Below are 22,554 nucleotides of genomic sequence, written 5' to 3'. Positions count from 1 at the left end.
AGCCGCCTGTCACGCTGAGCGTGCCGGCGACGAGCAATGGTCCCGCGACTATACCGCCGCGACCGCCATTGGCGGCGCTGACGGCATTGATGGTGAGATCGCCGGCCGGCCCCGTGACGATGTCGTCCGTGGGGTTCGTCAGCGTCCCCGCGAAATCCACCCCGGAGGCGATCAGGCCGGTGGCGACCGATCCGCCCGAGATCCGAATATCGCGGGCGCCGAGAACCCTGCCCGTCGCCGTCAGGCTGTTGGTGCCTGTGAGCGTGACATCGCCATGCCCGGTGACAGCGCCGAGATTGAGATCGGCTGAGGTCGCCGTGATCGTCCCGGCCGCAAGCGCGGCATGGACCGAGAGGGTCCGTGACGCCCGCAGCGTCAGATTGCCGCCGCTACCGCCGAGCGTGACATGGCCGCCGCTGGCTTCGGTCGCCGCCAGATCGACGCCGGAGACGAGCTGGTTGGCCGAGACCGTGCCGCCCGACAGCGAGACGTTGCCGGCGCCGAGCACCTGCCCGGTCGTCGTCAGCCTGTTGGTGCCTGACAGCGTGATATCCCGGTAACCGGTGACATCGCCGAGCGTCACGTCGGAGGCGCTTGCCGTCAGCGTCCCCTTCGCGAGTGCTGTATTGGCCGTCAGACTGTTTGTGCCCGACAGCGTGACATCGCCACGACCCTCGACCTTGCCGAGGATCAGATCGGCGGCCGTCGCCGACATCACCCCGGCCGAACCCAGCGTGTTCGCCGTCAAGGACCCAGAGGATCGCAGCGTCAGACTGCCAGCGCGATTGCCGGTCTCGATACGACGATCGCCGCCTCGGTCGCCGCCAAATCGACACCGGAGACGATGGCGTCGGCCTGAAGGGCGGAACCGGAGATCAGCACGTCGCCGGCGCCGAGGATCTGACCGGATACATCGACGCGACCGCTTGCGGCGGTTACGATCATCCCCCCATGCGCGGTGATGTTCTCAGCGCCAAGCGATGCCGCCGAAAGCGTGAGATCGCCGCTCGACTGGATGACGCCCGACCTCAGCGCGCCGCGTGCCGTCCCCGTCAGGGCTCCGCCCGAGACCAGCTTGCCGGTGGTGATCGACCGGCCGTTGAGGCCGATATCGCCCCGCGCCTCCACCGAGCCCGCGATCGTCGTATCGAGACCGGCGATCAGCGTGAGCCCACCGCCGCTCACCAGCGATCCCCCCGCCGAGATCGCGCCGGAGGCGGCCGACACAACCAGCGCGCCGCGGCTGTCGGCCTTACCGGCAATGGCGATGTCGCCCGATATGGTCGCAAGCGTCACCGTGCCGGAGCCGTTCGCCTGGTCGCCGCCGGACGTGACTCGAACGCTCTGGGCGCCGTTGATCTCGCCCTGCACGCTGAGAAGGCCGTCGCCGCTCTCCAGCATGACATCGCCGCCGGCCGACGCCGAGGCCAGCGTGACGCCATGATCGGCCTTGACCGTCACATGCCGGCTCGACGCCACCTTGGCCGCCTTCACATGGCTCTTCGAGGCGATGGTCACGCCATCGCGGCCCGTCACCTCGCCGACCTCGATCCTGCCATCGGCCGACAGCGTGAACTCGCCGGAATTGGCCGCCATGGCGGCGTTCATCCTGACGCCGGCGCCCTTCTCGGTGACGACGACCTTGATGCGGTCGGCCTGCATGGCACCGAGCGCCGAACGTCGATCGCATATTCCGGCGTGCCGGCAATGTCGGTGAGCGCCTCGGCATCGCCGCTGTCATAATGATACCGGCTAGCGCCGCCCGTCAGTCGCACGGTCCTGCCGTAGACCTTTGCATTGACATGGATATCGCGGGCAACGACGTCGAACAGATCGACGGCGCCGGGACCGGCGGCAAAGTTGGCGTCCTTGCCCTCGAAGGTGACATCGCCGTCCCGGACGGTGAAGCCGGTGAGCCTTCCGTCGGCGCCGATATCGGGGGTACCCGTGGTCAGCGTCGCGCGCGGCGTGTTGATGAAGCCGCAGCCCGCGCACGTGATTCCATTTGGGTTCGCCACGATCACATCGGCCCTGTCGCCGAACACCTCGGTCTGGCCATTGAGCGCCGAGCGATTGCCTGAGATGACCTCGTTGAGGATCACCCTGGCCGGGCCTGATGTCCCCAGGTTGGGATTGCCGGGGGTGGCGCCGCCGAGTTTGGAGGTGCCGACCTCTCCCTTGAAGTTGTTGAGAATGAGGCCCTGCGTGCCGACATTGTACTGGTCGTACTTGTTATGTGACAGGCCGCTGGCGTTCGGCGTGACGATATCGACGAGTGGAATGTTCTTCTCGTTCGCCGCAACTCCCACGCCCGGCCGGTTGGCCCCTGGCGCCGATCCCGCGGCCGAGACAGACTGTGCATTGGCGATGGCCGGTTGCAGGAACAAAAGGCCACTGAGGGTGATGGCGAGCGCTTTGTGTACGAGACGGGCAAGGTGCGCGACAAGCGACCGAGGCGCGGATGCCGGCGATCTCGAAGACCTCGCGGGTCTGGCCGCCTTCCCGCTATCTCTCATTCCCAACCCCGCCCTGTCATCCCCGTGGCGCCATCCCTGTCTTCGGCCCCGTCATACCGGCCCCGCACGCTCATCCCTGGCCGTCACCGCCGCAACCAGCATTTGGTAGTGGTGGGGTAAAATATAGATCACCATGAAACCGCCAGTCCCGTATCAGCAGGGCGGAAGACGACCGCCACGTCAGCCGTCTCTCTTGGCCGGTGTCGTCTTCACGCCGCCGTCAAGCTTCTTGTAGAGGTCACCGAGCTGCGACTTCAGTGCCGGGCACTTTCTCGAGTGGGCGAGGTCGGTCAGCACCTGGTTGCGATTGCGCAAGGCGTCGATCTCGATCTTGCCCCCAGCAAAACGCAGGCGGCCAGATCGAGACCGTATCGAGCGGCAGCGGATCGCCGGGCTGACGTCATAAATGCGCCCGTCCGGTCAGTTGGAAGCGGTCTTCTGCAGCGCATCGAGCGCCGCCGATAATCCCTTCAGCGAGAACTTGATGTTGATCTGCTGGCCATTGTTGATCTGGGCACGGCCGACGCCTTCTGTCGCCTTGGTCAGCGCCGCGACCATCTTGGCGTCTAGCTTCTGCTGCGACCAGCAGCCGGCCTGGTTGCAATAGCTGTAGGCAAGCTGCAGGACCGGTTGGTCGCCGGCGTCGATGTTCAGGCCATCAGGCAGCGACATATTGAGCGGCACGCCCGCCGTCAGCACGAGATCGCGTATCGGCTGTGAGGTCGGCTGTTTCGCTGCCTTCTGGCTCGGGTTTGCGGGTGCGGCCGGCGCCTTGGCGATCGCCAGCGTCAGAACGTTCACGTCCTGGTTGCCTTGCCTGACGGTGATGCCCGTGGTCACCTCGCAATTCGTCACTGGTGAGCCATCGGCGATCTTGCTCTCGAAGCAGCGATAGTACCAGTCGTCAAATTTTTGCATGCGCACCAGCTGCGGCGGTGACGACAGGTCGGCTATTGCCGCCGCCGCCGGCTTCTGGGTGTCCGCATTGGCGGGAGCTGCCGACTGCTGCTGGGCCGGCTGCTGCTGGGCAAGACCAGACGAGGCGTAGAGCGCCGATGAAACGAGAATGAAAGATGCGAGAGGCCTGATGGCATATGTCGCAAGCTGTGTCGAAAACGTCATGCAAACCTTCCTGAAAACGGATGGATAGATGTATCCGGGCGGGAAAGCCCACCCGTCGATCGATCATCAAATTCATGAAACAGCACCCAATACGCGGTACCAATACGCGGGGGCGACCGTCTTTCGGCTAAGGCGCTATATAGCAGAGTTCTCATCTCTTCGTGAAAAAGTAGTATGAGGGCCAGCTAATACGCGTCAGTTTCAGGCGAGCGTGTCAATTCCGCAACATGGCCGTTCCGACAGCAGCCGCATGAGGGCTGTCAATGCCGGACAGAATAGACAAGACCATCATCGAAGGATCCGGCCAGGCCTGCAAGGCCCATAAATGACCATATGAGCGGATGATGGTCAAACAGTACGTCCAGATCCGATGCATCCGTGATATCCATCAACAGGTCGATTGCGGGCATGACAAGAGCTTTCATGCGTTCGACGTCTGCCCGGGATGGCGGCTGCCCCGTCCGCAACCGCGCCAGCCGCTCATCGATCTGGTTGGCCAGAAATTTCTGTTCCAGCGACAGGGTGGTGTAGGGTGTGGTCCGGTTCTTCATCAGGCTAGCCCCCATCAGGCTGGTTTGCTGGCGTCGAGATCCAGGCCTGCAACTATCAGTTCCCGACAGATCGGGACCACTCCCATTCGGTACTATTCGTCTCGTCGCCATTAACGAGAGCCAGGCGCGAAATCGACTGTCCAGCGGCAACAAGGTTCGATCAGCCATTGCTAAAACGCGATCACCGCCTGTAAGGTTATAGTGTCGGATTGACTATAATCTCCAGTCCAACCGTTGCGGTGTCGACGACGTGACGCATGTCGACTGCCCATGTGGTATCGGATGCGGGCGGTGTCGTTCCGCTCACCTTGGCCCTGCCCCGCTTTGCGGCGCAGGGCCTTTTTCCAGCCGGAAGTGCAGGGCCGAGAGAATCCGGCCAACCTCGTCGGAGAGGCAGGAATAGTAAACGGTTTGTGCCTCCTTGCGTGTTACGACCAATCTCATGGCGCGCAGCTTGCCAAGGTGCTGGGACACGGCCGATTGACTGAGCCCGACCGCTCTTGCCAGTTCGCCGACGCTCAATTCCTTCGCGACGAGCAGCGACAACATTTGCAGTCGCTTCGAGTTTGCCATGGCACCAAGCACCATCGCATCTCGTTCGAGTTTATCGGGAACAAGATCAGGCAAGCGCGGCTTCTCCTCCCATGTGACGGTCGAGCCGGATGCATGATCCCGGCTACGACCAGTTGGGGAATGATACTGGCTCGCCGCGAACGGCTGCGACAACTATCAATTGGAAGCTGTTTGCGGAAAACCCGGCGATGCTCCTCCAATTGGTTCTGCCGACCAGGTCCGGGGAATGGGCAAGGGCCAAAGGTCTTTGGCGGTGGGCGCACAAGACGTAACATGGCTGTCTCAACGGCAAACAAAACCGCAAATCTTCAAAAAGGCAATCAACTTGGCCAAGCTCTCTATTCGTTCGGGCTCTCTGGACAGGCTTCGGTGATTCTGGAGAGGGTGTTGCGCACGAATTCCAGTGATTCCATGAGACCGAAGACCTGGTCATCCAGCGCCATGGCCAGATTGATGAATTCCCGCGCCTCGCCCTTGGCGCGGGCATAGATCAACCGGTTGGCAAGGATGTGAAGCTTCAGCAGATCCTCGCGGATCTGCGGCGGCCGGATATGATACCGATCGCCCAGACCGCGGCGAATCCTATCGATCTCGTCGACGGCGCGAAGCAGGTCGGCCATTTCGAGTGCGGCTCCAAGCCTGTTGAGATCCGCGTCGGTGATCATCGCGCCGTTCCTACTGCTGTTTTGCGAGTGCGGCTTCATACATGCTGTTTCGCGGCATGGAGATCCGGCGGATGCCCATGCCGCCGCTGACGACATCGTAGACTTTGCGGGTAAGCACGACGCGATCCTCGCGGATCTCGACGCCGGTCGCACGTTTCTGATGCGACGCAGCACCTTGCGGTGCGCCGGGCGGCAGCCTCTTCTTTCTCCGCACGATCAGTCCGGCCTTGTTCAGCGCATCGATGACGGTTCCGGGGTGGCAGCCGTAGCGCGCCGCAATCGCCTGCTGGTCCATGCCATCCTCCAGGTGCCGTTTGAGCACCTGTTCGTCGGGAAGTTTTGCCTTGCTTCTGAACATCGATCTCATCCGTTCGTCTTATTTCCACATGCCCTATCCGCACTGGCGCCTGGCTCTGTCAACAGTCTCTACTCGCAGCGGATAATCTCAACCCGCTGTACCTGCCCGTAGGCGTTTGCCAATCCATGCTCCTATCAGCCCATGAGCCGCAATCCGGCGGCGGTCAGATCGAGCGCGGTGGCTGTCCAGGGCAATTACCGGATGACGAATCTCCGCCAGTTAATAATCGAGCAGGATGCGGACACGCCGCCAAGGTATCTCCTGCTCTTCGCCCCGTGTAATCAGGGCCAGATCGTCCAGCGTAACTTTCCACTGCTCCGGCGCTAACGGCGAAAGTTCTCTCCAGCCGGCGCCACCAGGATCTCTCTCACTCACGCCCGGTCCCATATCACTCATCGACGTCTCCTTCTTGCATGCTGTTGCGCGACAGGGAGATGTGTGTCAACGAGCGGCGTCCCTTGCCGCTGGCCGAACTAACACGGGTGACGACGACACGATCGTCGCGAATTTGCATCCTGGGCCTTGCCTCGATCAACCCCGCCTCCGTGAGGACCTTTCGAACGGTGAGCGGCTCGCATCGATAAAGGGCGGCAATTTCGTACCTGTCCATGCCATCCTCGATATGCCGCTTCAACGTGTCCCTATCGGGTAGCTTGATATTGTTGCCCTTGCGCATCCATGATCCCTCTTGTTGCGATCTCGGCTATTTGAGCCTTGCTTATCCCCAGCTTATTCGGCTGACTGGCTGCATCCAGCTTCGTTCCCGGCGATTGAGGCCGCGTAAAATGCTCGTAATCCTCGGCGGAACGGCTAACTCGACCTCGAGCATCTCGCGCATTCGGGCAAGGCCGGCTTTCGGTGCGTCCGAGGCTTGGTCATCGTCGGACAACCACCGACATTGCTCGTATTGCTGGCGGTATTGCCTTGGCCCCTTTCTTCTTCGAATTGAGGAACAAGATGGCGATGTTCAGCTACTCGCTCAAGAAAAGAGACTATCAAATGGTAATAGTAGACATGATGTCTTTTCGATTTTATCCAAACTTGTTCACCGGATATGCAGCCGGGAACTAGCATTGAAGTTGCCTATTTCTCCAGCATCTGAATCTATGGGTCTTCATGGTTTGGAAGCTCGGATGGCGGGACTATCGATAGAGGCGAAGCTTAAACTTTGGGCGTCTTCGTTGTGGGGTGTGAAGGGTCGGATACGGCCATTGTTCACGCAGGAACGGGTGTCGAACTCGGCTGCTCTATTTCTTGACGAACTTCTCGGAGATGAGCGGCGCAAAATGGGTTGGATACGTGCGGAAGCGGCCGATGATCCCGGCCCACGGCGGCAACAGGCGATCCTGGGTCGCGGACTTTGGGGTGCCGATGATCTGCGCGATGTTGTCCGAGACCATGCGCTGGAAACGCTGATCGATGATCATGCAGTGTTGGTGATCAGCGAAACTGCCTTTCTCAAGCAGGGCAAGGCATCGTGTGGATCGGGCCACCAATATACTGGATTGGCGGGCAAGATCACCAATTGCCAGATTGGTGTCTTCGCTTCTCATGTCTCTCGGCATGGCCACGTTTTCATCAACGGGGCGCTCTATCTGCCGAAAACCTGGACGGATGATCGGGAGCGCGGACAGTGTCTGTGGCGTGGGCGACACCGAAATGGCGCTCAAACAGGCTGCAAAGGGCTATGTGGTGGGTGCATAAGCAGAGGAAATCTGGAAAGAATTTCAAATTCCGCTTTGAGCTGGCCCGGGAATTTGGACACTCCGAATATGTGGAATTTCTGCCTGACTTCGGCTTAGATGCCGGGAACAGGAAATATCGTGACGAGACGACCGCTCCGGAACCATAGCCCGGCTTTCAAGGTGGCGCTTGCCACCATCGGAGGTGAACAGATGCTGGTGGAATTATCCCAGCAGTTCGACGTGCACGCCAATCAGATCAAGCAGTGGAAAGACCAGCTCGTTGAGGGGGCGACAGGCGTTTTCGGCGATGACGCCAAAGCGGAACCGGCGGCTCTGACCGTTGATGTCAAAACCCTGCACGCCAAGATTGGGAAGCTGACGTTAGAGAATAATTTTTTATCCGGTGCGCTCGGCAAAGCCAGATTGCTGAGCGGAAAGAAATGATCAACCGCGAGCACAAGCTGTCGGTCGCGCGCCAGGTGAAGCTTCTCGGCTTCAGGCGTGGTAGCCTCTATTATTCGCCGCGTCCTGTGTCAGACGGCGATCTGACCTTGATGCGGCACGGACGAATGCTTCGCATTCGCTCGAGGATCGACGAACTGCATCTCGATTACCCGTTTGCCGGAAGCCGGATGTTGCAGGGGCTTTTGAAGGCGAAAGGGCTTCAGACAGGGCGGCTTCACGTCGCGACGCTGATGAAGAAGATGGGCATTAAGGCTAGTTACCGTCGTCCCAACACGTCTAAACCGGCATCTGGTCACAAAGTCTATCCGTATCTGCTCAGTAAGCTGGCGGTCACCAGATCCAAGCAGGTCTGGGCAATGGATATAAGCTACGTCCCCATGGCGCGGGGCTTCGTCTATCTCTGCGCCGTCGTCGATTGGTTCAGTCGCCGGGCTCTATCATGGCGGGTGTCGGCAACGATGGAGGCGGCCTTCTATAGCGAGGCGGTCGAGGAAGCTCTTTGCCGATATGGCAGGCAGAGAATTCAATACCGACCAGGGAGCCCAGTTCACCTCCGTCGACTTCACCTCGGTACTCAAGAAGGCCGGGATTGAAATCTCTATGGATGGCAAGGGCGCATGGGCGCGACAACGTCTTCATCGAGCGTCTCTGGCGGTCGATCTGACCTCGTATAATACCAACGCCCACATTCATTCCTTGACCGGCAGACGCCGGATCAGGCTTACTTCAACGCGCTGACGCCAATGATGGTGGCGGCATAATCAAGGTGGAAATCCACTTAGCGAAACGCCCGGAACTGTTCAGACAAACCGAGCCACCTCACTGAACTTACCCAACCCACAACTATAATGGGAAGCAAATATGCGTAATGAGGCCGTAAAACTCACCGCTATCAATCCAGTGGCGATCAATATTCCAAACATCTCCCTCGCAACACTGGTAGAAGGTGGTAAGCTCCTTTTCCTGTCGGGTCATGTGCCTGTGCGCGCGGACGGTTCCTTCGCAGGGCCGACCCTGGAAGATCAGCTTGAACAGACTTTCGAGAATATCAAGCAAACCCTGAAAGCGGCAGGCGGTGATTTTTCCAATGTCGTGCGCATCACGATCTATATGTGTGACCTCATCACAGATGATTTGCCCATAGTTCGAGCGGTTCGCGATCGCCACATTGACCTTTCCCGCCCGCCCGCGAGCGCATTACTCGGAGTCGCGAGCCTTTTCGATCCAAATATTAGAGTGGAGATCGACGCAATAGCCGCCGTTGCATGATTTAAGAACTGCATGACAATACGTTGCGCAGGCTATAGCATCTCCAATATCCTTCGACCATCACCCCAATTTTTGCATGTATGGATGCCTGTCAGTCGATCAACAGAGCCCTTCGCTAACGGTTTGGCGAGGATCATACCGCCACTATCGGCGGCGTACTAGCGTCCGCGGTAAGTGAATCCCCCAGGAGTTGTGGTTGCACAATTGCTGACCTCCTTACGCAGCGGCGAGCGAATGCAGACCGGATCGGTGGCATTGGGATCGCCCGTCAACGCCATTGCCTGGCAGCGGCAACCGCCGAAGTCGATCATCTTTCGCTCGCAGCTTCGGCATAGCTCGGGCATCCAGTTGTCGCCACGATAGGCATTGAACGCCGGGCCATGATACCAGATATCCGACAAGGCGCGGTCCCGGACGCTCTCAAATTCAAGTGTCGGAATGGTCTCTGCCGCATGGCAAGGCAGCACGCGCCCAGACGGCGTGACATTTAAGCCGATACGCCCCCATCCGCCCATGCAGGCTTTGGGATAGGAGGAATGGTAGTCGGCGGGAACATAGTCGATGACGAGAATGCCCTCAAGCCGTCTGCGGGCCTCAGTCACGATTGCATTCGCACGCAGGACCTGCTCACGCGTCGGCATCAACGCACCGCGATTCTTCTCCGCCCAACCGTGAAACTGAACGGTGGCAATCTCGATCCGCCGTGCACCGAGTTTCACGGCGAGATCTAGCATGGCGTCGAGCTGTTCCATGTTTTTCTTGTGACAGACGGCATTGATGGTCAGCGGGATACTGCTTGCCCTCACCCAGGCTGCGACAGCCAACTTGCGCTCATATCCGCCCTTATAACCGCCGACGCTGTCGGCACTGGCGGGAGACGTTCCCTGGATCGACAACTGCACATGATCGAGCCCGGCATCGGCCAGCTCGGCCACCCTTTTTTCGGTTAATCCAACGCCGGAGGTAATCAGGTTCGTATAGAGGCCGGCGGTCATTGCTGCTTGGGTCAGCTCGGTAAGATCTCGGCGTGACGCCGGCTCCCCACCAGACAGATGCAAATGGAGCACTCCCATCGTCGCCGCCTCCTGAAATACCCGAATCCATTCGTCAGTAGAAAGCTCTTCCTGGGCGTCGGTCAGTTGCAACGGATTGGAGCAATAGGGGCAGGCGAGTGGACAGCGGTGCGTCAATTCAGCAAGCATTGCCATCGGAGGCGGCACGTTGGGTGGCAGATGTGCGATCGACTGCCGAGCTACCTCATCGTGTGGCCGCATCAGATGATCTCCAGCATGCGGCGGTTTGCAAGCTGCTGTGCGAACGCAAATAAGTCTCTGGCGATCTGCGGTCGCGGTGCCTGAAATTCGGTGGCGAAATCATCGGCGATCTGATCGAGAGACCGAATTCCGTCCAGTGCCTCAACGATCTTCATAGCGATATCGTCCAGCGCCAGCGCCCGTTCGGGCGCCAGCAGCACGGTTTTGCCACGAACTGAATCATGGTGCAGTCGCACCCCATGCGCCAGCCGAGCGATCGTCGCGCCGGTTATCGTCGAGGAAATTCCCTCTGTCATCGCTCATCCATCCGGGAAAACCGTCCATCAACCAAGACGCCTTCATGCCCGTCCCATCCGCCCGGCGGGATATCACCGGGAGCCACGTAGGCTGAATACAGCGCTTCAAGCTGGGCCCACAGAACGTCCGTCTTGAAAATGAGGGCTGCCGTCGCGGCATTCTGCTTCTCAAGCGTGTCTGCATGATCGAGAACATAGGCAAGGCCGAAGGCTACGTCTCTCGGCGCCTCGTTCAATCGCTGTCGGAAATATGTCAGTGCCTTTTCATCGGCAAAAGCATAGTGTTGAAGCAAGCCAGCGATACGTTGGGCATGGATTTTCGGCGCGAACAGCTCGGTCAATGACGACGCGACCGCCTCCAGCATCGGCCTATCACGGACGAAATGCACATAGGCGTCGACGGCAAAACGTGTTGCTGGCAAAACACCCCGTGCTGTCGAGACATAATCCGGATCGAGGCCGACAGCCTCGGCGAGCACAAGCCAACGCCGGATACCGCCGCCCTCATCGACGCCGCCGTCATGATCCTCGATACGCAACCGCCAGGCGCGACGCATGTCCGCATCTTCCATGCGCGACATGAAGGCGGCATCCTTCATTGGGATACGGCTTTGGTAATAGAAGCGGTTGATCACCCATGCGCGGACTTGCGTAATACTGCAACCGCCACCATGGAGCATTTTATGAAACCGATGCTTGTCATGATATCGATCATTGCCGATCGCCATCAGACGAGCCTTAAACGCATCCCGGTCAAGCGCGTGTGCCAAAGCGGATCTCCATGCCGTCATATCCGATCTCGAATCCGTTTCGTTCCACCATGTCGCGCTCGGGGCCAGCGCGCCAGATCGGATTGGTGTTGTTAATATGAACGTAGATCTTCTCGCCGACATTTACCTCACTCAGGAGGGCAAGGCTTCCATCGTGGCCATCGATCGCGATGTGCCCCATTCGTTTTCCGGTCTTCCGGCCGGTCCGCGTCGTGATCATCTCGTCGTCGGTAAATACCGTGCCATCGAAAAACAGGGCATCGGCGCCATCGATTCGAGCACTAAGAGTTTCATCGATATGGGCGCAGCCTGGGATGTAATAGACGCGTGAATTATTCGCCAACAGCTCGACACCGACCGTCTGCTCGCCTTCCAACAAGAGTTCCGGCGCGCCATTCTCCATGAAAAGCGGAACTTTTCCCGGAACAGAGAACAGTCGGACCTGTAGCCCGAGTAATAGTTCAAAGGGCATTTCAAGGGCCATGGCATGTCTTGATACGAAGGCCGGATCAAGTGCCCCGAATATCGGATTTCTGTCAATGATTTCGCCGACCGCGGCAGTCACGAAGACATCCAGTTTTTGCTTTTCACGCAAGGCCAAAAGGCCGGCAAGATGATCGATATCGCCGTTGGTTAACACGGCACTTTTAATCGGGCTGTGGCGCAATTCTTTTGGATGAAGCGAGGGGTTATTGATGATCTGCTGGCGGATGTCTGGCGATGCGTTGAGGATCGCCCAGTTATTGCCGTCGACGCTAACGGCCAATGATGATTGCGACTGCGGCCTAATTGAGGACGCCGGATCCCGGGCAAGGCGACAATTGACGCAGCCACAATTCCATTGCGGCAGCCCACCGCCCGCAGCCGCGCCAAGCACAAGCACGCGAAAGCCAGATATTTCTGTCACACGCGGACCTCAGGGAATTATGGGGAATTTGCTTAGCAGATCCTAGAACAGGATCGGCTCGCCACCGTCTGCCGGTGCGTAACGATTGATTTCCATTCCGCAACTAACTTCGATGAACTTTGGTGCATGCCAAGGCATAATAACTCACTTCCTTATTCAGTTGGATGTCGACGTCGTAGACGAGCGAACATAACGCAAATATATTGAAGCAGTACGAAGGCAGCGAACATATTCTATGGGCAGTCGCCTGTCAATGCCGCGAGAATTCCCCCCAATAGTAGGCCCTTCCCCAATTTCGGTGCAATTCAGGTGCCGATGATACGCAAGCGCAGGAGATCCGTCCCAGGTCTCCCATACATGGATTGTTTGACGAGCTTGTGATCTTGCTTTCAACGGTCTGGTACTCCATGGCAACGTCAATGCAGCTTGCACCGCCTCGACGTCGCGACGGATACCGCGCGCACGACGACATCGGCCAGCAACAGCGTCGTTCAGCTATAGCTTTAGCGCAGCGATTTCGCGATTTCAGGAGAAGTGCATCCGGACTTCACTCCACTTTTCGATCGTTTGAAGTCTCTGAGTGAGGTCGCAGACCTACCGGGCAAGTGCTTTGAGCACGCACCGGGCTAGGCCAGGGAATTCGGTGCACTCGCCACGTTCGAGTTCTCGGACCACCCGGATCCTCTGACTGATCCCGGTTCCAGTCGAAGTTCCGAACTCAGCGAGATGTGCACGGATCGAATGCAGGAGCATCGTTCGTTGCTTGACGGGTAAGGCCCGCGAACGGTGCAGCATGACGTTCGACTGCTACTCGACCGATTTTATCGGAACAAAGCGCATCGTTCTTTAGAACGGAACCGGATCTGATTGAATCGTTTGGGCTATGTAAGTCAGCTTTGGCCTGATTCATAGACGTGCGCCGTGTGGAGGCGGCGGACCATGTCGAAGGCCTTATCGACGGATTTGCGGGTTCGGGTTTTGGCCGCGGTCGCGCAAGCCTGTCGCACCGAGCTCCAGCGGAACGTTTTGGTGTGAGCACTGCCAATATCAGCCGCTGGCGCGGTCGTAAGCGAGAACAGGGCGACGCCCAGCCCAAGGCTCTTGGTGGCGATCGTCGCTCGGGTCGGATCGATGCATATCTGGCGGATCGGGGTCTCTTCTTCGGCTTCGGGACGATCCAGCGTTTCTTCAAGCGGCACAACATCACGCGCAAAAAAAGAGTGCGCATGCTCGCGGCAAAGCCGACCTGACATCCTGAAGCGGCGGCAGATCTACGATGGAGGCTCGCGTTCCGATGCCGCCCGCCTCGGCAATGCGACCCTGTAGATTGTTCGGGACTGGGTCATGCGCTTTAACGAACGCAGGCCCCAAGGGCTGATCAATGGCAAGGCTCCCGGTCAGCAGTCGCGATTGAACGATCAGCAGCGTGCGGCCCTGGCGCAGGCCATCGAGCGTGGGCCGGCACCCTATCTCGACGGCGTTGTTCGCTGGCGTCTGTGCAATCTGGCGCAATGGCTTTGGGAAGAGTTTCGCGTTTCAGTGAGCGAGCAAACGCAGAGCCGTGAAGTACGGGCCATGGGCTATCGCAAGCTGGCTGCCCGGCCCAAACATCACGCTCAAGACCCTCAAGCCATCGAGGATTTTAAAAAAGCTTCCCCACCGCAGTGGCAGAGATTGCCACTGGAGCAGCCCGAGGAAAACGCATAGAAATCTGGTTTCAGGATGAGGCCCGAATCGGACAGAAGAACAAGATCACGCGCCGTTGGGCCAGACGCGGAACGCGGCCTTCAGCACCGCACGATCAGCGCACAAGGTCGGCCTACATCTTCGGTGCAATCTGCCCGAAGCTCGGCAAGGCGGCGGCGTTGGTCATGCCATGGTGCGACACCTATGCAATGACCCAACATCTGGCCGAAATCGGCCGTCACGTCGAGGATGGCGCGCACGCCATCCTCATCATGGATCAGGCAGGCTGGCACATGTCCAACAATCTCGTCGTCCCCGGCAACATCACCATCCTGCCATTGCCGCCGAAGTCATCGGAGCTCAACCCGGTCGAAAATCTCTGGCACTTCATGCGCGACAACTGGCTCTCAAACCGAATTTTCAAATCCCACGACGACATCGTCGATCATTGCTGCGATGCCTGGCGAAAGCTCGAAAACCAACCCTGGCGCATCATGTCCATTGGACGCGGGAAATGGACGAATGGGTTCTGATCAGTGAGAAGCCATATTACCCATTTGTCAAGATGCCAATTCTCCAAGAATACCCACGCGAAATGGAGTCTCGATCAATAGGTCAAGAGGCTGATTGATACCGAATGATAGTACTCGACTAAATAACGAAGAGATAAGAAGCCGATGGAAACTGACGCATTCTCGATCGATTGCTTGGATCAAAGCGGCGGTTCTGCCGAACCTTAATTTATCGCCGGGCACTTTATATCCCCCTATATTCGGAGCAATAAAAGTGATTTCATTTGTCAAATACTCCCCAGATGTTGAGGCGATTGATCGGAACTTCGAAAAGAGCCTTGCGACCATCGTAGCGGGCGCCGAGGCGTATGTAAGTGGCTCAGTCAAAGCCGACGGCCATGGACAGGCCGTGCGTGATGCACACGCGAAGGGCTATGGGCTGGTGAAGGCGGAGTTTGAAATTCTTTCCGGACTGCCCTCCGCCTACGCGCAGGGTATTTATGCGCGACCCGGAAAGCATGAGGCTGCTATTCGCTTTTCAAACGGCTCACCACATACCGGTGCGGATATCGGCCTCGGTAGTGCGACGGGCATGGCAGTGAAGATCTTCAAGATTCCGGGAAAAACGCTCCTGGAAGACGAGCCTGATACTGAAACGTTTGATTACGCTAATATCAATGCACCGATTTTCTTCTGCAATACTGTCGAACACTATCTGTTCATACAAGGCCTTTTCATCAATGCTCCCAAATACATTGAGAGGGGAAAAGCCGGCATCCATCAATTTATGCGAGAATTCTTGACTGGCAAAGGTACCCTTCCAGAGGACCAGTGGGCTTGGGACGAGTTGCTGGCATTCTTGCGTGTCGCCAGTAGCTCGCCGGTAAATTTGCTGCAGTCCACGTATTGGACAATGGGTGCCGTTCGGCACGGTGACTATATCGCCAAGGTATTGTTTCGGCCAACCAGCGATAGTATTGCCAGCTTGGCACATCAGAAGCTTGACCTGACGTCAGCCTCGGAAGTATTCCGTCCCGCTTTGGTGGAGGCGTTAAGTAAGCAGTCGTTTGAATTCGATGTGCAGGTCCAGCTCTGCGTTGATCTTGCTAAAATGCCTGTCGAAGATGTTACGGTCGAGTGGTCGGAAGCGCTATCGCCGCCGGTTACAGTTGCCAAGCTACGGTTACCCTCCCAAGATATTTCAGGTGAAGATAATTTAAAACGAATGGACCCCCTTTCATTCTCTCCATGGCGCACGCGTGATGCGCATAAACCGCTTGGGAATATCCAGAGAACTCGTAAGGAAGTCTATCGCCGCATTTCCATTTTGCGACATAAGCTGAACCGACAGGCCAGAGTCGAGCCGCGTTCGTTGGCCGAGATCTTTGATGTATAGTTGGGTGCCCTGAGCTGCGTTGGCTCCTTCGAAGAGAGTGCAGCCGATAATCTGTGGTGTGTTGATGACGCTCTGGCTTTACCTTTACCGACGTTTGGAAGCTTCTATCACTGAACGTTTCGTTGCGGAGTGAGCCGCTCTAGTTTGACCGGACTGACGACATAGGCCGAAAATGAGCGGAAAGGCTCAAACGCAGGCCTGAGACTCACGTTCAACTGGTTCTTCAACATCGCCGGCGCGGTTTTCGTCTGCGGTGTCTCAGCGATGATAGGCTCGCACGCTCGAAGATCTGGGCCTTCACAGGTTCTCGTTGCGGCGTACGCCTGGACCGATATGCAAACTATCAATTGATAGCAGACGAAACGCTGCAAACAAGTAATGTTATCCAACATTACTATGCGCGCGGGCCAACCAATAGTCAGTCTTAGGATATCGAATGACAAGAGTGATGATGAAGTTCAGTCGGGAGGAGCTTTACAGGCTGATCTGGGCTTATCCTCTTCAGAATATTGCGGAATGCTTTGGCGTCAATGCCCGCAGGTTGGCCGAGGTCTGCGACGCCTATGCTATAGCTCGCCCGCCAGCAGGCTATTGGCGGCAGGTCGATCAGGGTCAAACACCTGAAAAAATCCCTCTTGCGTCCAAGAAATATACAGCGAGCACCGTCGTGTCGATCGAAGTGGAAAATGAGCGGACGAGGAACCCATCGGAAAAGCTCGATGCATCTCGCGCGCAGCCTTGCTGGGCTGTCCGTGGGACAACCATTCCTCGCATTTGCGATATACGGCAATCGGACGCTCGGGAAAGCGCCAACTGCGGTAACTCCAGTGAAACCGAAGGTGTGGCTGCACCCGTATTGGCTCTTTCTGCCGCAGCCATGAGTGGCGCGTGCATGGGCTTCATCTTCGCAGGTAATTTCACTGCTGGCGGAGCGGCGCTCGCGGCGGTCGTTGTCGGTTGTGTCATGGGCTGGGCAGTGCGAGGTATTGTCTGATGCGGTCGACAGAAATCGAAATCGTCATCGAGAATTTGCGTAATATAGAGATCGCATATTCTGAGGGCGTTGCGGGATGGGTGCTCCATGAAGTTTGGTCTCGCTTCGAAGCGGTGCTTGTGCCGGAGAATTGGGATGTTCTGCTGCAGCCATGGGGCGTTTCACTTCGGCCAGCCGCAAGCGGGCGCGATCTATGGGATTGGGTGGAAACGGCAATGCATGCGGTTTCGATTAGGCCAATCCAGGTTGGCGGAGATCGGATCGTTGTCGGTCTCTATTGCGGGATAGAAAAAACCCAGGATTTGGCTGAGTTCGCGAAGGGATTCGATTCCGCCGGATACAGGTCGGACATGCGGGAGCTTGCGGCAGCTTACTCCGCGATTGCAGGCGGTCGGTTGCTGTTGGTCGAGCAGATTGTGACGGATGCGACTGAACCCGCAAGAATTCTTTATCGGGAATGCCTGCTTCGTCTTGCGGATGATGATGGGCGGCTTTTAATGCCCGCCGATTATATAACCGCCATGGAGCGGCTTAGGCTGACGCGGGCTTTTGATCGTGAGATCGTGAGCAAGGTCGTGACCGAACTGCTCCGTCGTCCAATGGATGTTCTCGGATGCAATATTTCCGCGCTCTCTGCGACCAACGATCTCTGGTGGAGTTCGCTACTGTCTGAGCTTCTATTCAATCGAGATATCGCAAAGCGGCTAGTGATCGAGATTACTGAAACCGCGATGCCGCCCGGGGTCGAGCAGAGCAGCGCTTTTGTTGCCGCCATGAGAGCAACTGGTGTCCGAGTAGCTCTCGATGATTTTGGAGCAGGCTACAGCGCCGTCGCGTTCACGCAGCAATCCTGTGTCGACATTGTCAAGATCGACGGCTCGTTTCTGAGACTTTCAGACGCTGAGGACGAGGATGTCCTTCGCGATCTTATGCTGAAAGCCCGCTTCCTAGGGAAGAAAGTCGTCATCGAAGGCGTCGAGACCGAGCGCGACTTTCAACGGGCCCTGCATGTCGGCGCGGATGGGTTTCAAGGATACTTCTTCGGAAAGCCTGGGACACTCTAGCGCGGCGTCTCGCGAGAAGAATCGAATGAACATCACTCAGCTTTTACTCGTACTATCCCTCAGTGTCTTTACGCCCGCATTCACTGCGGCGGCGGGAATGCAAGAGCCTCCCGATTATTCATCCGAGAGCAGTTGGTTGTGCAAACCCGGCAGATTCGATGCCTGTGCGATCGATATAAACGCCACGGTGATTGCACCGGAGGGAGGAGGGAAGATAGAAGCCTTTCTTCGACCGTTGTCGGACAAGCCTGTAGACTGCTTCTATGTTTATCCCACCGTATCCATGCAAGACTCCGATATCAGTGATCTGACTCAGGAAAGCCCCCAATTCGGCCGGGTGCGCACACAGTTTGCCCGCTACGCCAATGCGTGCCGTTTGTTTGCGCCGATGTACAGACAGGTCACATTGAAGACGATGGCCGCTTATGCCACCAATCTCAGGGAGTTCGATCCGAATGCGGTGATGGCTTCATCTCTGCAGTACAAGACGGCCTACGAAGACGTCCTCGCCGCGTGGAAATACTATCTGGCCCATGAGAATAACGGCCGAGGTGTGATTCTCATAGGCCACAGCCAGGGATCGTTCATCCTCAGGGATTTGATCAAGGCTGAGATAGACGACAAACCAATCCAGCAGAGATTGGTTTCCGCGCATCTCGCAGGGGTAGTGATCGCCACGTCGGCGATGGATCCGAAACAAAATGAATTCAGGGCCTTGAAGGCATGCACGGCCGGATCGGAGATTGGCTGCTTCATATCGTTCTCAAGTTTTCTTGAAGATGCGCCTCCCCCTTCATGGAGCAAGGCTTTCGGCATGAGCAGCATCTCCGGCACGACGAACAATTGCTCGAACCCTGCTATGCTTTCAGGCGATGCCGGCCGATTGATTCCCTATTTCGACGCGAATAGGGATGTTGAGGATAGTCGGAATGTCATCGAATGGACGAAGGGGCTTTCGATAGAGACACCGTTGGTCGAGCTTCCAGACTTTCTTAAGGCGCGATGTGTTACTCGCGCGGACGGCGCAGGTTATCTGGCGGTGAGCTTCATCAGGGCGAATCGGCGCAAAGATGTACGTGAGCGATACGTACCCGGCCACGTCTACGTGGGTCCGATGCTATTGTCGAACTGGGGCATCCACGACGCCGACATGGAATTGACCATTGGCAATCTAGTTAAGATCGCAGCCAGCCAGGTGGCGAGTTGGCAAAAATCCCGGAAGCTTCCATAGCGGAAGGACATGAGTCGCCTGGACATGCGATCAACACCCCTGTCAAGCGAATCGAGGAATTGACCCCGCATTGCCTCAAGCAAAATGTTACCGATAGTGTTGATGCTCCGGTTGGGATGGTCATGGTTCGCGGTCCCGGCTTGGGGGATGGATGGCACGGCGGATCAGCGTAGCGACACGGACGGAACTGGTTGGGGCAATCATCGAGCGATATCGATCGAGCTGTCGGGCGGATAAGCAAAGGATCGTAGATGAGTTCGTTGCGATTACAGGATATCACCGCAAACATGCGATCAGAGTGTGAGCGCAACGAACAGCCCACTTTCCAATGATGCGATATCTCAGGGCAGAATCAGCCGATTTTGATCGAGACCGGCGAATGGAGGCTTTAGGATGGCGCTACTGTCAGCATCATACAATGCATCATGCCATGCATGATGATAGCGAGTATCGGCATTTGAGCACATCCAGCCAGGAAAGCTGCAATAGAATGTATATATCGAGCGATACAATCGCACCATTCGACATGAATGGCTCGACCAATACATTATTGAAAGCATCGAGCGGAGGTGCCGGATTTCGCCACACAGTGGCTATGGATCTTCAACAATGAACGCTCAATATCGGCATCAACGGCATAACGCCCGCACAGACCTGAAAATGGCCGCGTGAATTCTACCGCAGAGCCCCGTTAAGAATGGGAGGATTACCTAGGCCTATCCAGATCGGTATAAGCAATCACCCTTGTGATCGGCTTTACACGTTTTCTCGATCTCCTTTGAGCAAAGCGACCACAAAGTTATATTTCAGTATAACTGATGGAGACGTATATGCACACAACCAATCTGCGCAGGGTCGGCGGCTCGATCATGCTGGCCGTTCCTCCGGCGCTGCTTGATGTTCTGCATCTCACGGCCGGGGCCAAGGTCGGCTTGGCCGTGGACAATGGCCGCCTCGTGGTCGAGCCGGCCGCGCGGCCGCGTTACACCCTCGATGAACTTCTGGCCCAATGTGATCCCTCGGCTGAGCTGACCGCCGAAGACCGCGAATGGCTCGATGCGAAGCCGATCGGCAGCGAGCTGCTGTGATGGAGCGTGGCGACATTTATCTCGTCTCGCTCGACCCGACGTCCGGCCACGAGCAACAGGGAACGCGCTCGGTCCTCGTCGTATCGCCGGGCGCGTTCAATAGACTGACGAAAACCCTTGTGGTTCTGCCTGTCACAAGCGGCGGCAACTTTGCCCGCACTGCCGGCTTCACCGTCTCGCTCATGGGAGTGGGAACACAAACGACGGGCGTTGTTCGCTGTGATCAGCCCCGCGCTCTGGATATCGCCTCCCGACGCGGCCGCAAACTGGAAACCGTACCGGTCGCAATCATGGATGAGGTGTTGGCAAAATTTTCAACAATCCTTGAATAGACCTATCGTAGAAGGATGACAGGATACTTCATGAAAAACATGAAAATACTGACAACGATCGCCTTTTTCGTATCAATGGGAAGCGGTGTGACGGCCGAATTGCCCGTGATCAACAAGGATCCGCCCGGCGCCAACGCTCCGAAAAATATCAGTTTTGACATCCTTGGTATTCAGCCGGGACAAACCGTCGATGAAATAAGGACGAAGCTGAAGGAAATCGATGGCGAGGATGCCGTGGAGCAGCGCCGAAGCGGTGTCATTTCATCATCGAAAGGCGCCCAGTATAACATTGATTATGTCGACGTCCTAAGAACAGGCGCCTACGATCGTGATCCCTTTGTTTTCACCAAAGAAGATCATGCGGAAGTCGTGGATGTTTACCTCAGTACCCACCTTTTCGACGACAGAGCCTTGGCCGTCACAAGAAAAATTAAATTTAGACAGAATGAAAATATCTCTCCTCAAGCATTCCTCAATCAAATCAATGAAAAATATGGCCCTCCAAGCTTCGTTAGAAGAACAGGTAGCACATTAGAATACGCCCTATACGCTTTTGGTAGCGGCGGCCACTTCAAATATCCTTCTACTTTGAATCCGTATGAACCTCAGGTCAATCCAGAGTATAAGAACAACAAAAGCATTTTCACTGCGTTACAACCCTGCGCTGCCATTGCCGAAAAATGGACGACAATCGTGGGATATGGTGGTTACGCACCGACAGAAACCATTGTCAACGACGAAAAGTGTACGGCGTTTCTAATGGTGAAATTCACTGGCAGCGCCCGAGCCGACTTCGTAAATTTCGAGCTTGTGGACGCCAAACGGATCTTTGCGCACAGAGCAGCTCTGGTGAAGTCGGTCCAACAAACCCTGAATGGTGGCGGCGACACCACTCCAAAACTAAAATTGTGAAGCAACCTGATGAGAGGGCCAGGAAGCCTTCATTTCCTTGCCCCTGCCAGCCCGAGATAATCTGAGCCAAGTTCCCGATGATTGCGCGCCGTTAGTGCGACCGGCGGCGGAGCCGGTGGAGCCAAGGGCGAGGCTTCTCGACCTTGATGGCAGTGGGGTTACCGTCGATACGCTGGCGTCATCGAACGTGTTCCTTATCAAGCCTTCCGCGAACTCGGCTGGGTCGAGCACACGCTGTTTTTGCTGCGCTATATCGCCAATCCCGGGATCCGGCGCACAATTCGCGCCGAAACCAAGAAAATCGAATCCCTCAACGATTTCCTCGATTGGATCACCTTCGACGGCCCCGTCATCAAGAGCGGCGAGCCGGTCGAGCAGGAAAAGCAGATCAAATATGCCAGCCTGGTCGCCAACGCCATCATGCTTTCAAATGTCGCCGACTTGACAGAGGCCCTTGCCTCCAAGGCCACCACGGACATCAGGTCACGCCGGAGCTCGCCGCCGCCTTCAGCCCCCCTACACCCGCAAGCATATTCGCCGCTTCGGAAAATATGAACTCGACATGGACGATCAGCCCGCTCCGCTCGTGCCAAAACCGTGACCCTTCGAACTGCCACTGTGAACTTTTTACACGCACTTTCAATCTACCCCTTCTTCAAACCATCGGCTTTTAGCCAATGGTCCATTGAGCGCGTCTCGTGCACAGCTTCCAATTGATAGTTGTCACACCCGTTCGCGGCGAGCCAGTATCATTCGATGTATCAGAATGATGCCACGACTGGTCATAACCAGGATCATGAATCCGGCTGGACCGCCTTAAGAGCGGCGTTCTCGGCTTCATTGAAGACGCGATCCATATGCTTTTCGCTGCGCGGCGCAAAACGATGC

At 57.0% G+C, this 22,554-nt stretch carries 26 protein-coding genes and 5 pseudogenes; 15 read left to right on the top strand and 16 right to left on the bottom strand.

Annotated elements, in window-relative coordinates:
• The 11 genes from ACPYOP_RS30655 to ACPYOP_RS30605 form a co-directional block, all read right to left on the bottom strand.
• A partial coding sequence (locus tag ACPYOP_RS30655; RefSeq protein ID WP_481413999.1) for a hypothetical protein occupies positions 1 to 748 on the bottom strand: 748 nt, incomplete at its 3' end.
• A gap of 20 nt (positions 749 to 768) precedes the next feature.
• The gene (locus tag ACPYOP_RS30650) at positions 769 to 1,662 is read right to left on the bottom strand and encodes a hypothetical protein (RefSeq protein ID WP_481413998.1); all 894 of its coding nucleotides are present in this window, start codon (positions 1,660 to 1,662) and stop codon (positions 769 to 771) included.
• A complete protein-coding gene (locus tag ACPYOP_RS30645) occupies positions 1,605 to 2,516 on the bottom strand; it encodes a filamentous hemagglutinin N-terminal domain-containing protein (protein ID WP_481413997.1) in 912 nt (303 codons plus the stop codon). The genes ACPYOP_RS30650 and ACPYOP_RS30645 overlap by 58 nt, the downstream gene beginning before the upstream one ends.
• A 180-nt stretch (positions 2,517 to 2,696) precedes the next feature.
• Positions 2,697 to 2,831: a hypothetical protein gene (locus ACPYOP_RS30640; protein ID WP_481413996.1), complete on the bottom strand. Its 135-nt coding sequence runs from the start codon at positions 2,829 to 2,831 to the stop codon at positions 2,697 to 2,699.
• Between the two features lie 105 nt (positions 2,832 to 2,936).
• Complete coding sequence (locus tag ACPYOP_RS30635) at positions 2,937 to 3,638, bottom strand: invasion associated locus B family protein (RefSeq protein ID WP_481413995.1); 702 nt, start codon at positions 3,636 to 3,638, stop codon at positions 2,937 to 2,939.
• A gap of 260 nt (positions 3,639 to 3,898) precedes the next feature.
• Positions 3,899 to 4,189 carry a hypothetical protein gene (locus ACPYOP_RS30630; protein ID WP_481413994.1) on the bottom strand — a complete coding sequence of 97 codons (291 nt, stop codon included), beginning with the start codon at positions 4,187 to 4,189 and terminating at the stop codon, positions 3,899 to 3,901.
• Between the two features lie 303 nt (positions 4,190 to 4,492).
• The gene (locus tag ACPYOP_RS30625; RefSeq protein WP_481414000.1) at positions 4,493 to 4,777 is read right to left on the bottom strand and encodes an ArsR/SmtB family transcription factor; all 285 of its coding nucleotides are present in this window, start codon (positions 4,775 to 4,777) and stop codon (positions 4,493 to 4,495) included.
• 323 nt (positions 4,778 to 5,100) lie between these two features.
• Complete coding sequence (locus ACPYOP_RS30620; RefSeq protein WP_481413993.1) at positions 5,101 to 5,427, bottom strand: hypothetical protein; 327 nt, start codon at positions 5,425 to 5,427, stop codon at positions 5,101 to 5,103.
• Between the two features lie 10 nt (positions 5,428 to 5,437).
• The gene (locus tag ACPYOP_RS30615) at positions 5,438 to 5,785 is read right to left on the bottom strand and encodes a hypothetical protein (RefSeq protein ID WP_481413992.1); all 348 of its coding nucleotides are present in this window, start codon (positions 5,783 to 5,785) and stop codon (positions 5,438 to 5,440) included.
• 219 nt (positions 5,786 to 6,004) lie between these two features.
• Positions 6,005 to 6,181 (bottom strand): hypothetical protein, encoded by a 177-nt coding sequence (locus tag ACPYOP_RS30610; protein ID WP_481413991.1) that lies wholly within the window; start codon positions 6,179 to 6,181, stop codon positions 6,005 to 6,007.
• A complete protein-coding gene (locus ACPYOP_RS30605; protein ID WP_481413990.1) occupies positions 6,174 to 6,461 on the bottom strand; it encodes a hypothetical protein in 288 nt (95 codons plus the stop codon). The genes ACPYOP_RS30610 and ACPYOP_RS30605 overlap by 8 nt, the downstream gene beginning before the upstream one ends.
• A 457-nt stretch (positions 6,462 to 6,918) precedes the next feature.
• On the opposite strand from ACPYOP_RS30605, the pseudogene ACPYOP_RS30600 reads away from it, so the two are divergent.
• From ACPYOP_RS30600 to ACPYOP_RS30590, 3 genes and pseudogenes are all read left to right on the top strand, one after another.
• A pseudogene (locus ACPYOP_RS30600) lies at positions 6,919 to 7,483 on the top strand (transposase); the annotation flags it as partial.
• Positions 7,484 to 7,587: 104 nt separating this feature from the next.
• Positions 7,588 to 8,696 (top strand): annotated as a pseudogene (locus tag ACPYOP_RS30595) (IS3 family transposase).
• A gap of 100 nt (positions 8,697 to 8,796) precedes the next feature.
• On the top strand, positions 8,797 to 9,204 hold the full coding sequence (locus ACPYOP_RS30590) for a RidA family protein (protein WP_481413989.1): 408 nt from the start codon (positions 8,797 to 8,799) through the stop codon (positions 9,202 to 9,204).
• Between the two features lie 158 nt (positions 9,205 to 9,362).
• Here ACPYOP_RS30590 and pqqE read toward each other — a convergent pair whose 3' ends face one another.
• Genes pqqE through pqqA form a run of 5 tightly spaced genes read right to left on the bottom strand, consistent with a single transcriptional unit; the run spans position 9,363 to position 12,589 of the window.
• On the bottom strand, positions 9,363 to 10,478 hold the full coding sequence (gene pqqE / locus ACPYOP_RS30585; RefSeq protein ID WP_481413988.1) for a pyrroloquinoline quinone biosynthesis protein PqqE: 1,116 nt from the start codon (positions 10,476 to 10,478) through the stop codon (positions 9,363 to 9,365).
• Positions 10,478 to 10,774: a pyrroloquinoline quinone biosynthesis peptide chaperone PqqD gene (pqqD, locus tag ACPYOP_RS30580; protein WP_481413987.1), complete on the bottom strand. Its 297-nt coding sequence runs from the start codon at positions 10,772 to 10,774 to the stop codon at positions 10,478 to 10,480. The genes pqqE and pqqD overlap by 1 nt, the downstream gene beginning before the upstream one ends.
• Entirely contained in the window at positions 10,771 to 11,544 is a 774-nt protein-coding gene (gene pqqC / locus ACPYOP_RS30575; RefSeq protein WP_481413986.1) for a pyrroloquinoline-quinone synthase PqqC, read from the bottom strand. The genes pqqD and pqqC overlap by 4 nt, the downstream gene beginning before the upstream one ends.
• Positions 11,528 to 12,451, bottom strand: coding sequence for a pyrroloquinoline quinone biosynthesis protein PqqB (pqqB, locus tag ACPYOP_RS30570; protein WP_481413985.1), 924 nt, complete (start codon positions 12,449 to 12,451; stop codon positions 11,528 to 11,530). Before pqqB ends, pqqC begins: the two co-directional genes overlap by 17 nt.
• Positions 12,452 to 12,493: 42 nt before the next feature.
• Positions 12,494 to 12,589 carry a pyrroloquinoline quinone precursor peptide PqqA gene (gene pqqA, locus ACPYOP_RS30565; protein WP_481413984.1) on the bottom strand — a complete coding sequence of 32 codons (96 nt, stop codon included), beginning with the start codon at positions 12,587 to 12,589 and terminating at the stop codon, positions 12,494 to 12,496.
• A gap of 801 nt (positions 12,590 to 13,390) precedes the next feature.
• On the opposite strand from pqqA, the pseudogene ACPYOP_RS30560 reads away from it, so the two are divergent.
• The 12 genes and pseudogenes from ACPYOP_RS30560 to ACPYOP_RS30505 form a co-directional block, all read left to right on the top strand.
• Positions 13,391 to 13,759: pseudogene (locus ACPYOP_RS30560) on the top strand (IS630 family transposase); the annotation flags it as partial.
• 36 nt (positions 13,760 to 13,795) lie between these two features.
• Entirely contained in the window at positions 13,796 to 14,158 is a 363-nt protein-coding gene (locus ACPYOP_RS30555; RefSeq protein ID WP_481413983.1) for a helix-turn-helix domain-containing protein, read from the top strand.
• Entirely contained in the window at positions 14,116 to 14,670 is a 555-nt protein-coding gene (locus ACPYOP_RS30550; protein WP_481413982.1) for an IS630 family transposase, read from the top strand. The genes ACPYOP_RS30555 and ACPYOP_RS30550 overlap by 43 nt, the downstream gene beginning before the upstream one ends.
• Positions 14,671 to 14,923: 253 nt before the next feature.
• Positions 14,924 to 16,045: a catalase family protein gene (locus ACPYOP_RS30545; RefSeq protein ID WP_481413981.1), complete on the top strand. Its 1,122-nt coding sequence runs from the start codon at positions 14,924 to 14,926 to the stop codon at positions 16,043 to 16,045.
• Positions 16,046 to 16,481: 436 nt separating this feature from the next.
• Entirely contained in the window at positions 16,482 to 17,039 is a 558-nt protein-coding gene (locus tag ACPYOP_RS30540) for a hypothetical protein (RefSeq protein WP_481413980.1), read from the top strand.
• Positions 17,039 to 18,103 (top strand): EAL domain-containing protein, encoded by a 1,065-nt coding sequence (locus ACPYOP_RS30535; protein WP_481413979.1) that lies wholly within the window; start codon positions 17,039 to 17,041, stop codon positions 18,101 to 18,103. The genes ACPYOP_RS30540 and ACPYOP_RS30535 overlap by 1 nt, the downstream gene beginning before the upstream one ends.
• Positions 18,104 to 18,128: 25 nt before the next feature.
• A complete protein-coding gene (locus ACPYOP_RS30530) occupies positions 18,129 to 19,334 on the top strand; it encodes a DUF3089 domain-containing protein (protein WP_481413978.1) in 1,206 nt (401 codons plus the stop codon).
• Positions 19,335 to 19,793: 459 nt separating this feature from the next.
• Positions 19,794 to 20,006 (top strand): annotated as a pseudogene (locus tag ACPYOP_RS30525) (integrase core domain-containing protein); the annotation flags it as partial.
• A gap of 158 nt (positions 20,007 to 20,164) precedes the next feature.
• Positions 20,165 to 20,422, top strand: coding sequence for an AbrB/MazE/SpoVT family DNA-binding domain-containing protein (locus ACPYOP_RS30520; RefSeq protein WP_481413977.1), 258 nt, complete (start codon positions 20,165 to 20,167; stop codon positions 20,420 to 20,422).
• Positions 20,422 to 20,754, top strand: coding sequence for a type II toxin-antitoxin system PemK/MazF family toxin (locus tag ACPYOP_RS30515; protein WP_481413976.1), 333 nt, complete (start codon positions 20,422 to 20,424; stop codon positions 20,752 to 20,754). The genes ACPYOP_RS30520 and ACPYOP_RS30515 overlap by 1 nt, the downstream gene beginning before the upstream one ends.
• A 30-nt stretch (positions 20,755 to 20,784) precedes the next feature.
• Positions 20,785 to 21,666 (top strand): hypothetical protein, encoded by an 882-nt coding sequence (locus ACPYOP_RS30510; RefSeq protein ID WP_481413975.1) that lies wholly within the window; start codon positions 20,785 to 20,787, stop codon positions 21,664 to 21,666.
• Between the two features lie 195 nt (positions 21,667 to 21,861).
• Positions 21,862 to 22,267 (top strand): annotated as a pseudogene (locus tag ACPYOP_RS30505) (Tn3 family transposase); the annotation flags it as partial.
• Positions 22,268 to 22,554 lie beyond the last annotated feature (287 nt).

This window comes from Rhizobium sp. KNZ2-6A, assembly GCF_056755475.1.
This window is presented reverse-complemented; position numbering and strand designations above follow the sequence as displayed.

Excerpts from the sequence above, each read along its gene's own strand:
- ACPYOP_RS30605 (WP_481413990.1), bottom strand. The coding sequence starts at position 6,461 with ATGCGCAAGGGCAACAATATCAAGCTACCCGATAGGGACACGTTGAAG.
- ACPYOP_RS30650 (WP_481413998.1), bottom strand. The coding sequence starts at position 1,662 with ATGCAGGCCGACCGCATCAAGGTCGTCGTCACCGAGAAGGGCGCCGGC.
- ACPYOP_RS30610 (WP_481413991.1), bottom strand. The coding sequence starts at position 6,181 with ATGAGTGATATGGGACCGGGCGTGAGTGAGAGAGATCCTGGTGGCGCC.
- ACPYOP_RS30555 (WP_481413983.1), top strand. The coding sequence starts at position 13,796 with ATGCGCTTTAACGAACGCAGGCCCCAAGGGCTGATCAATGGCAAGGCT.
- ACPYOP_RS30520 (WP_481413977.1), top strand. The coding sequence starts at position 20,165 with ATGCACACAACCAATCTGCGCAGGGTCGGCGGCTCGATCATGCTGGCC.
- ACPYOP_RS30590 (WP_481413989.1), top strand. The coding sequence starts at position 8,797 with ATGCGTAATGAGGCCGTAAAACTCACCGCTATCAATCCAGTGGCGATC.
- pqqD (WP_481413987.1), bottom strand. The coding sequence starts at position 10,774 with ATGACAGAGGGAATTTCCTCGACGATAACCGGCGCGACGATCGCTCGG.
- ACPYOP_RS30645 (WP_481413997.1), bottom strand. The coding sequence starts at position 2,516 with ATGAGAGATAGCGGGAAGGCGGCCAGACCCGCGAGGTCTTCGAGATCG.
- pqqE (WP_481413988.1), bottom strand. The coding sequence starts at position 10,478 with ATGCGGCCACACGATGAGGTAGCTCGGCAGTCGATCGCACATCTGCCA.
- ACPYOP_RS30540 (WP_481413980.1), top strand. The coding sequence starts at position 16,482 with ATGACAAGAGTGATGATGAAGTTCAGTCGGGAGGAGCTTTACAGGCTG.
- ACPYOP_RS30510 (WP_481413975.1), top strand. The coding sequence starts at position 20,785 with ATGAAAAACATGAAAATACTGACAACGATCGCCTTTTTCGTATCAATG.
- ACPYOP_RS30620 (WP_481413993.1), bottom strand. The coding sequence starts at position 5,427 with ATGATCACCGACGCGGATCTCAACAGGCTTGGAGCCGCACTCGAAATG.
- ACPYOP_RS30625 (WP_481414000.1), bottom strand. The coding sequence starts at position 4,777 with ATGGTGCTTGGTGCCATGGCAAACTCGAAGCGACTGCAAATGTTGTCG.
- ACPYOP_RS30515 (WP_481413976.1), top strand. The coding sequence starts at position 20,422 with ATGGAGCGTGGCGACATTTATCTCGTCTCGCTCGACCCGACGTCCGGC.
- ACPYOP_RS30635 (WP_481413995.1), bottom strand. The coding sequence starts at position 3,638 with ATGACGTTTTCGACACAGCTTGCGACATATGCCATCAGGCCTCTCGCA.
- pqqA (WP_481413984.1), bottom strand. The coding sequence starts at position 12,589 with ATGCCTTGGCATGCACCAAAGTTCATCGAAGTTAGTTGCGGAATGGAA.
- ACPYOP_RS30630 (WP_481413994.1), bottom strand. The coding sequence starts at position 4,189 with ATGAAGAACCGGACCACACCCTACACCACCCTGTCGCTGGAACAGAAA.
- ACPYOP_RS30615 (WP_481413992.1), bottom strand. The coding sequence starts at position 5,785 with ATGTTCAGAAGCAAGGCAAAACTTCCCGACGAACAGGTGCTCAAACGG.
- ACPYOP_RS30530 (WP_481413978.1), top strand. The coding sequence starts at position 18,129 with ATGAACATCACTCAGCTTTTACTCGTACTATCCCTCAGTGTCTTTACG.
- ACPYOP_RS30535 (WP_481413979.1), top strand. The coding sequence starts at position 17,039 with ATGCGGTCGACAGAAATCGAAATCGTCATCGAGAATTTGCGTAATATA.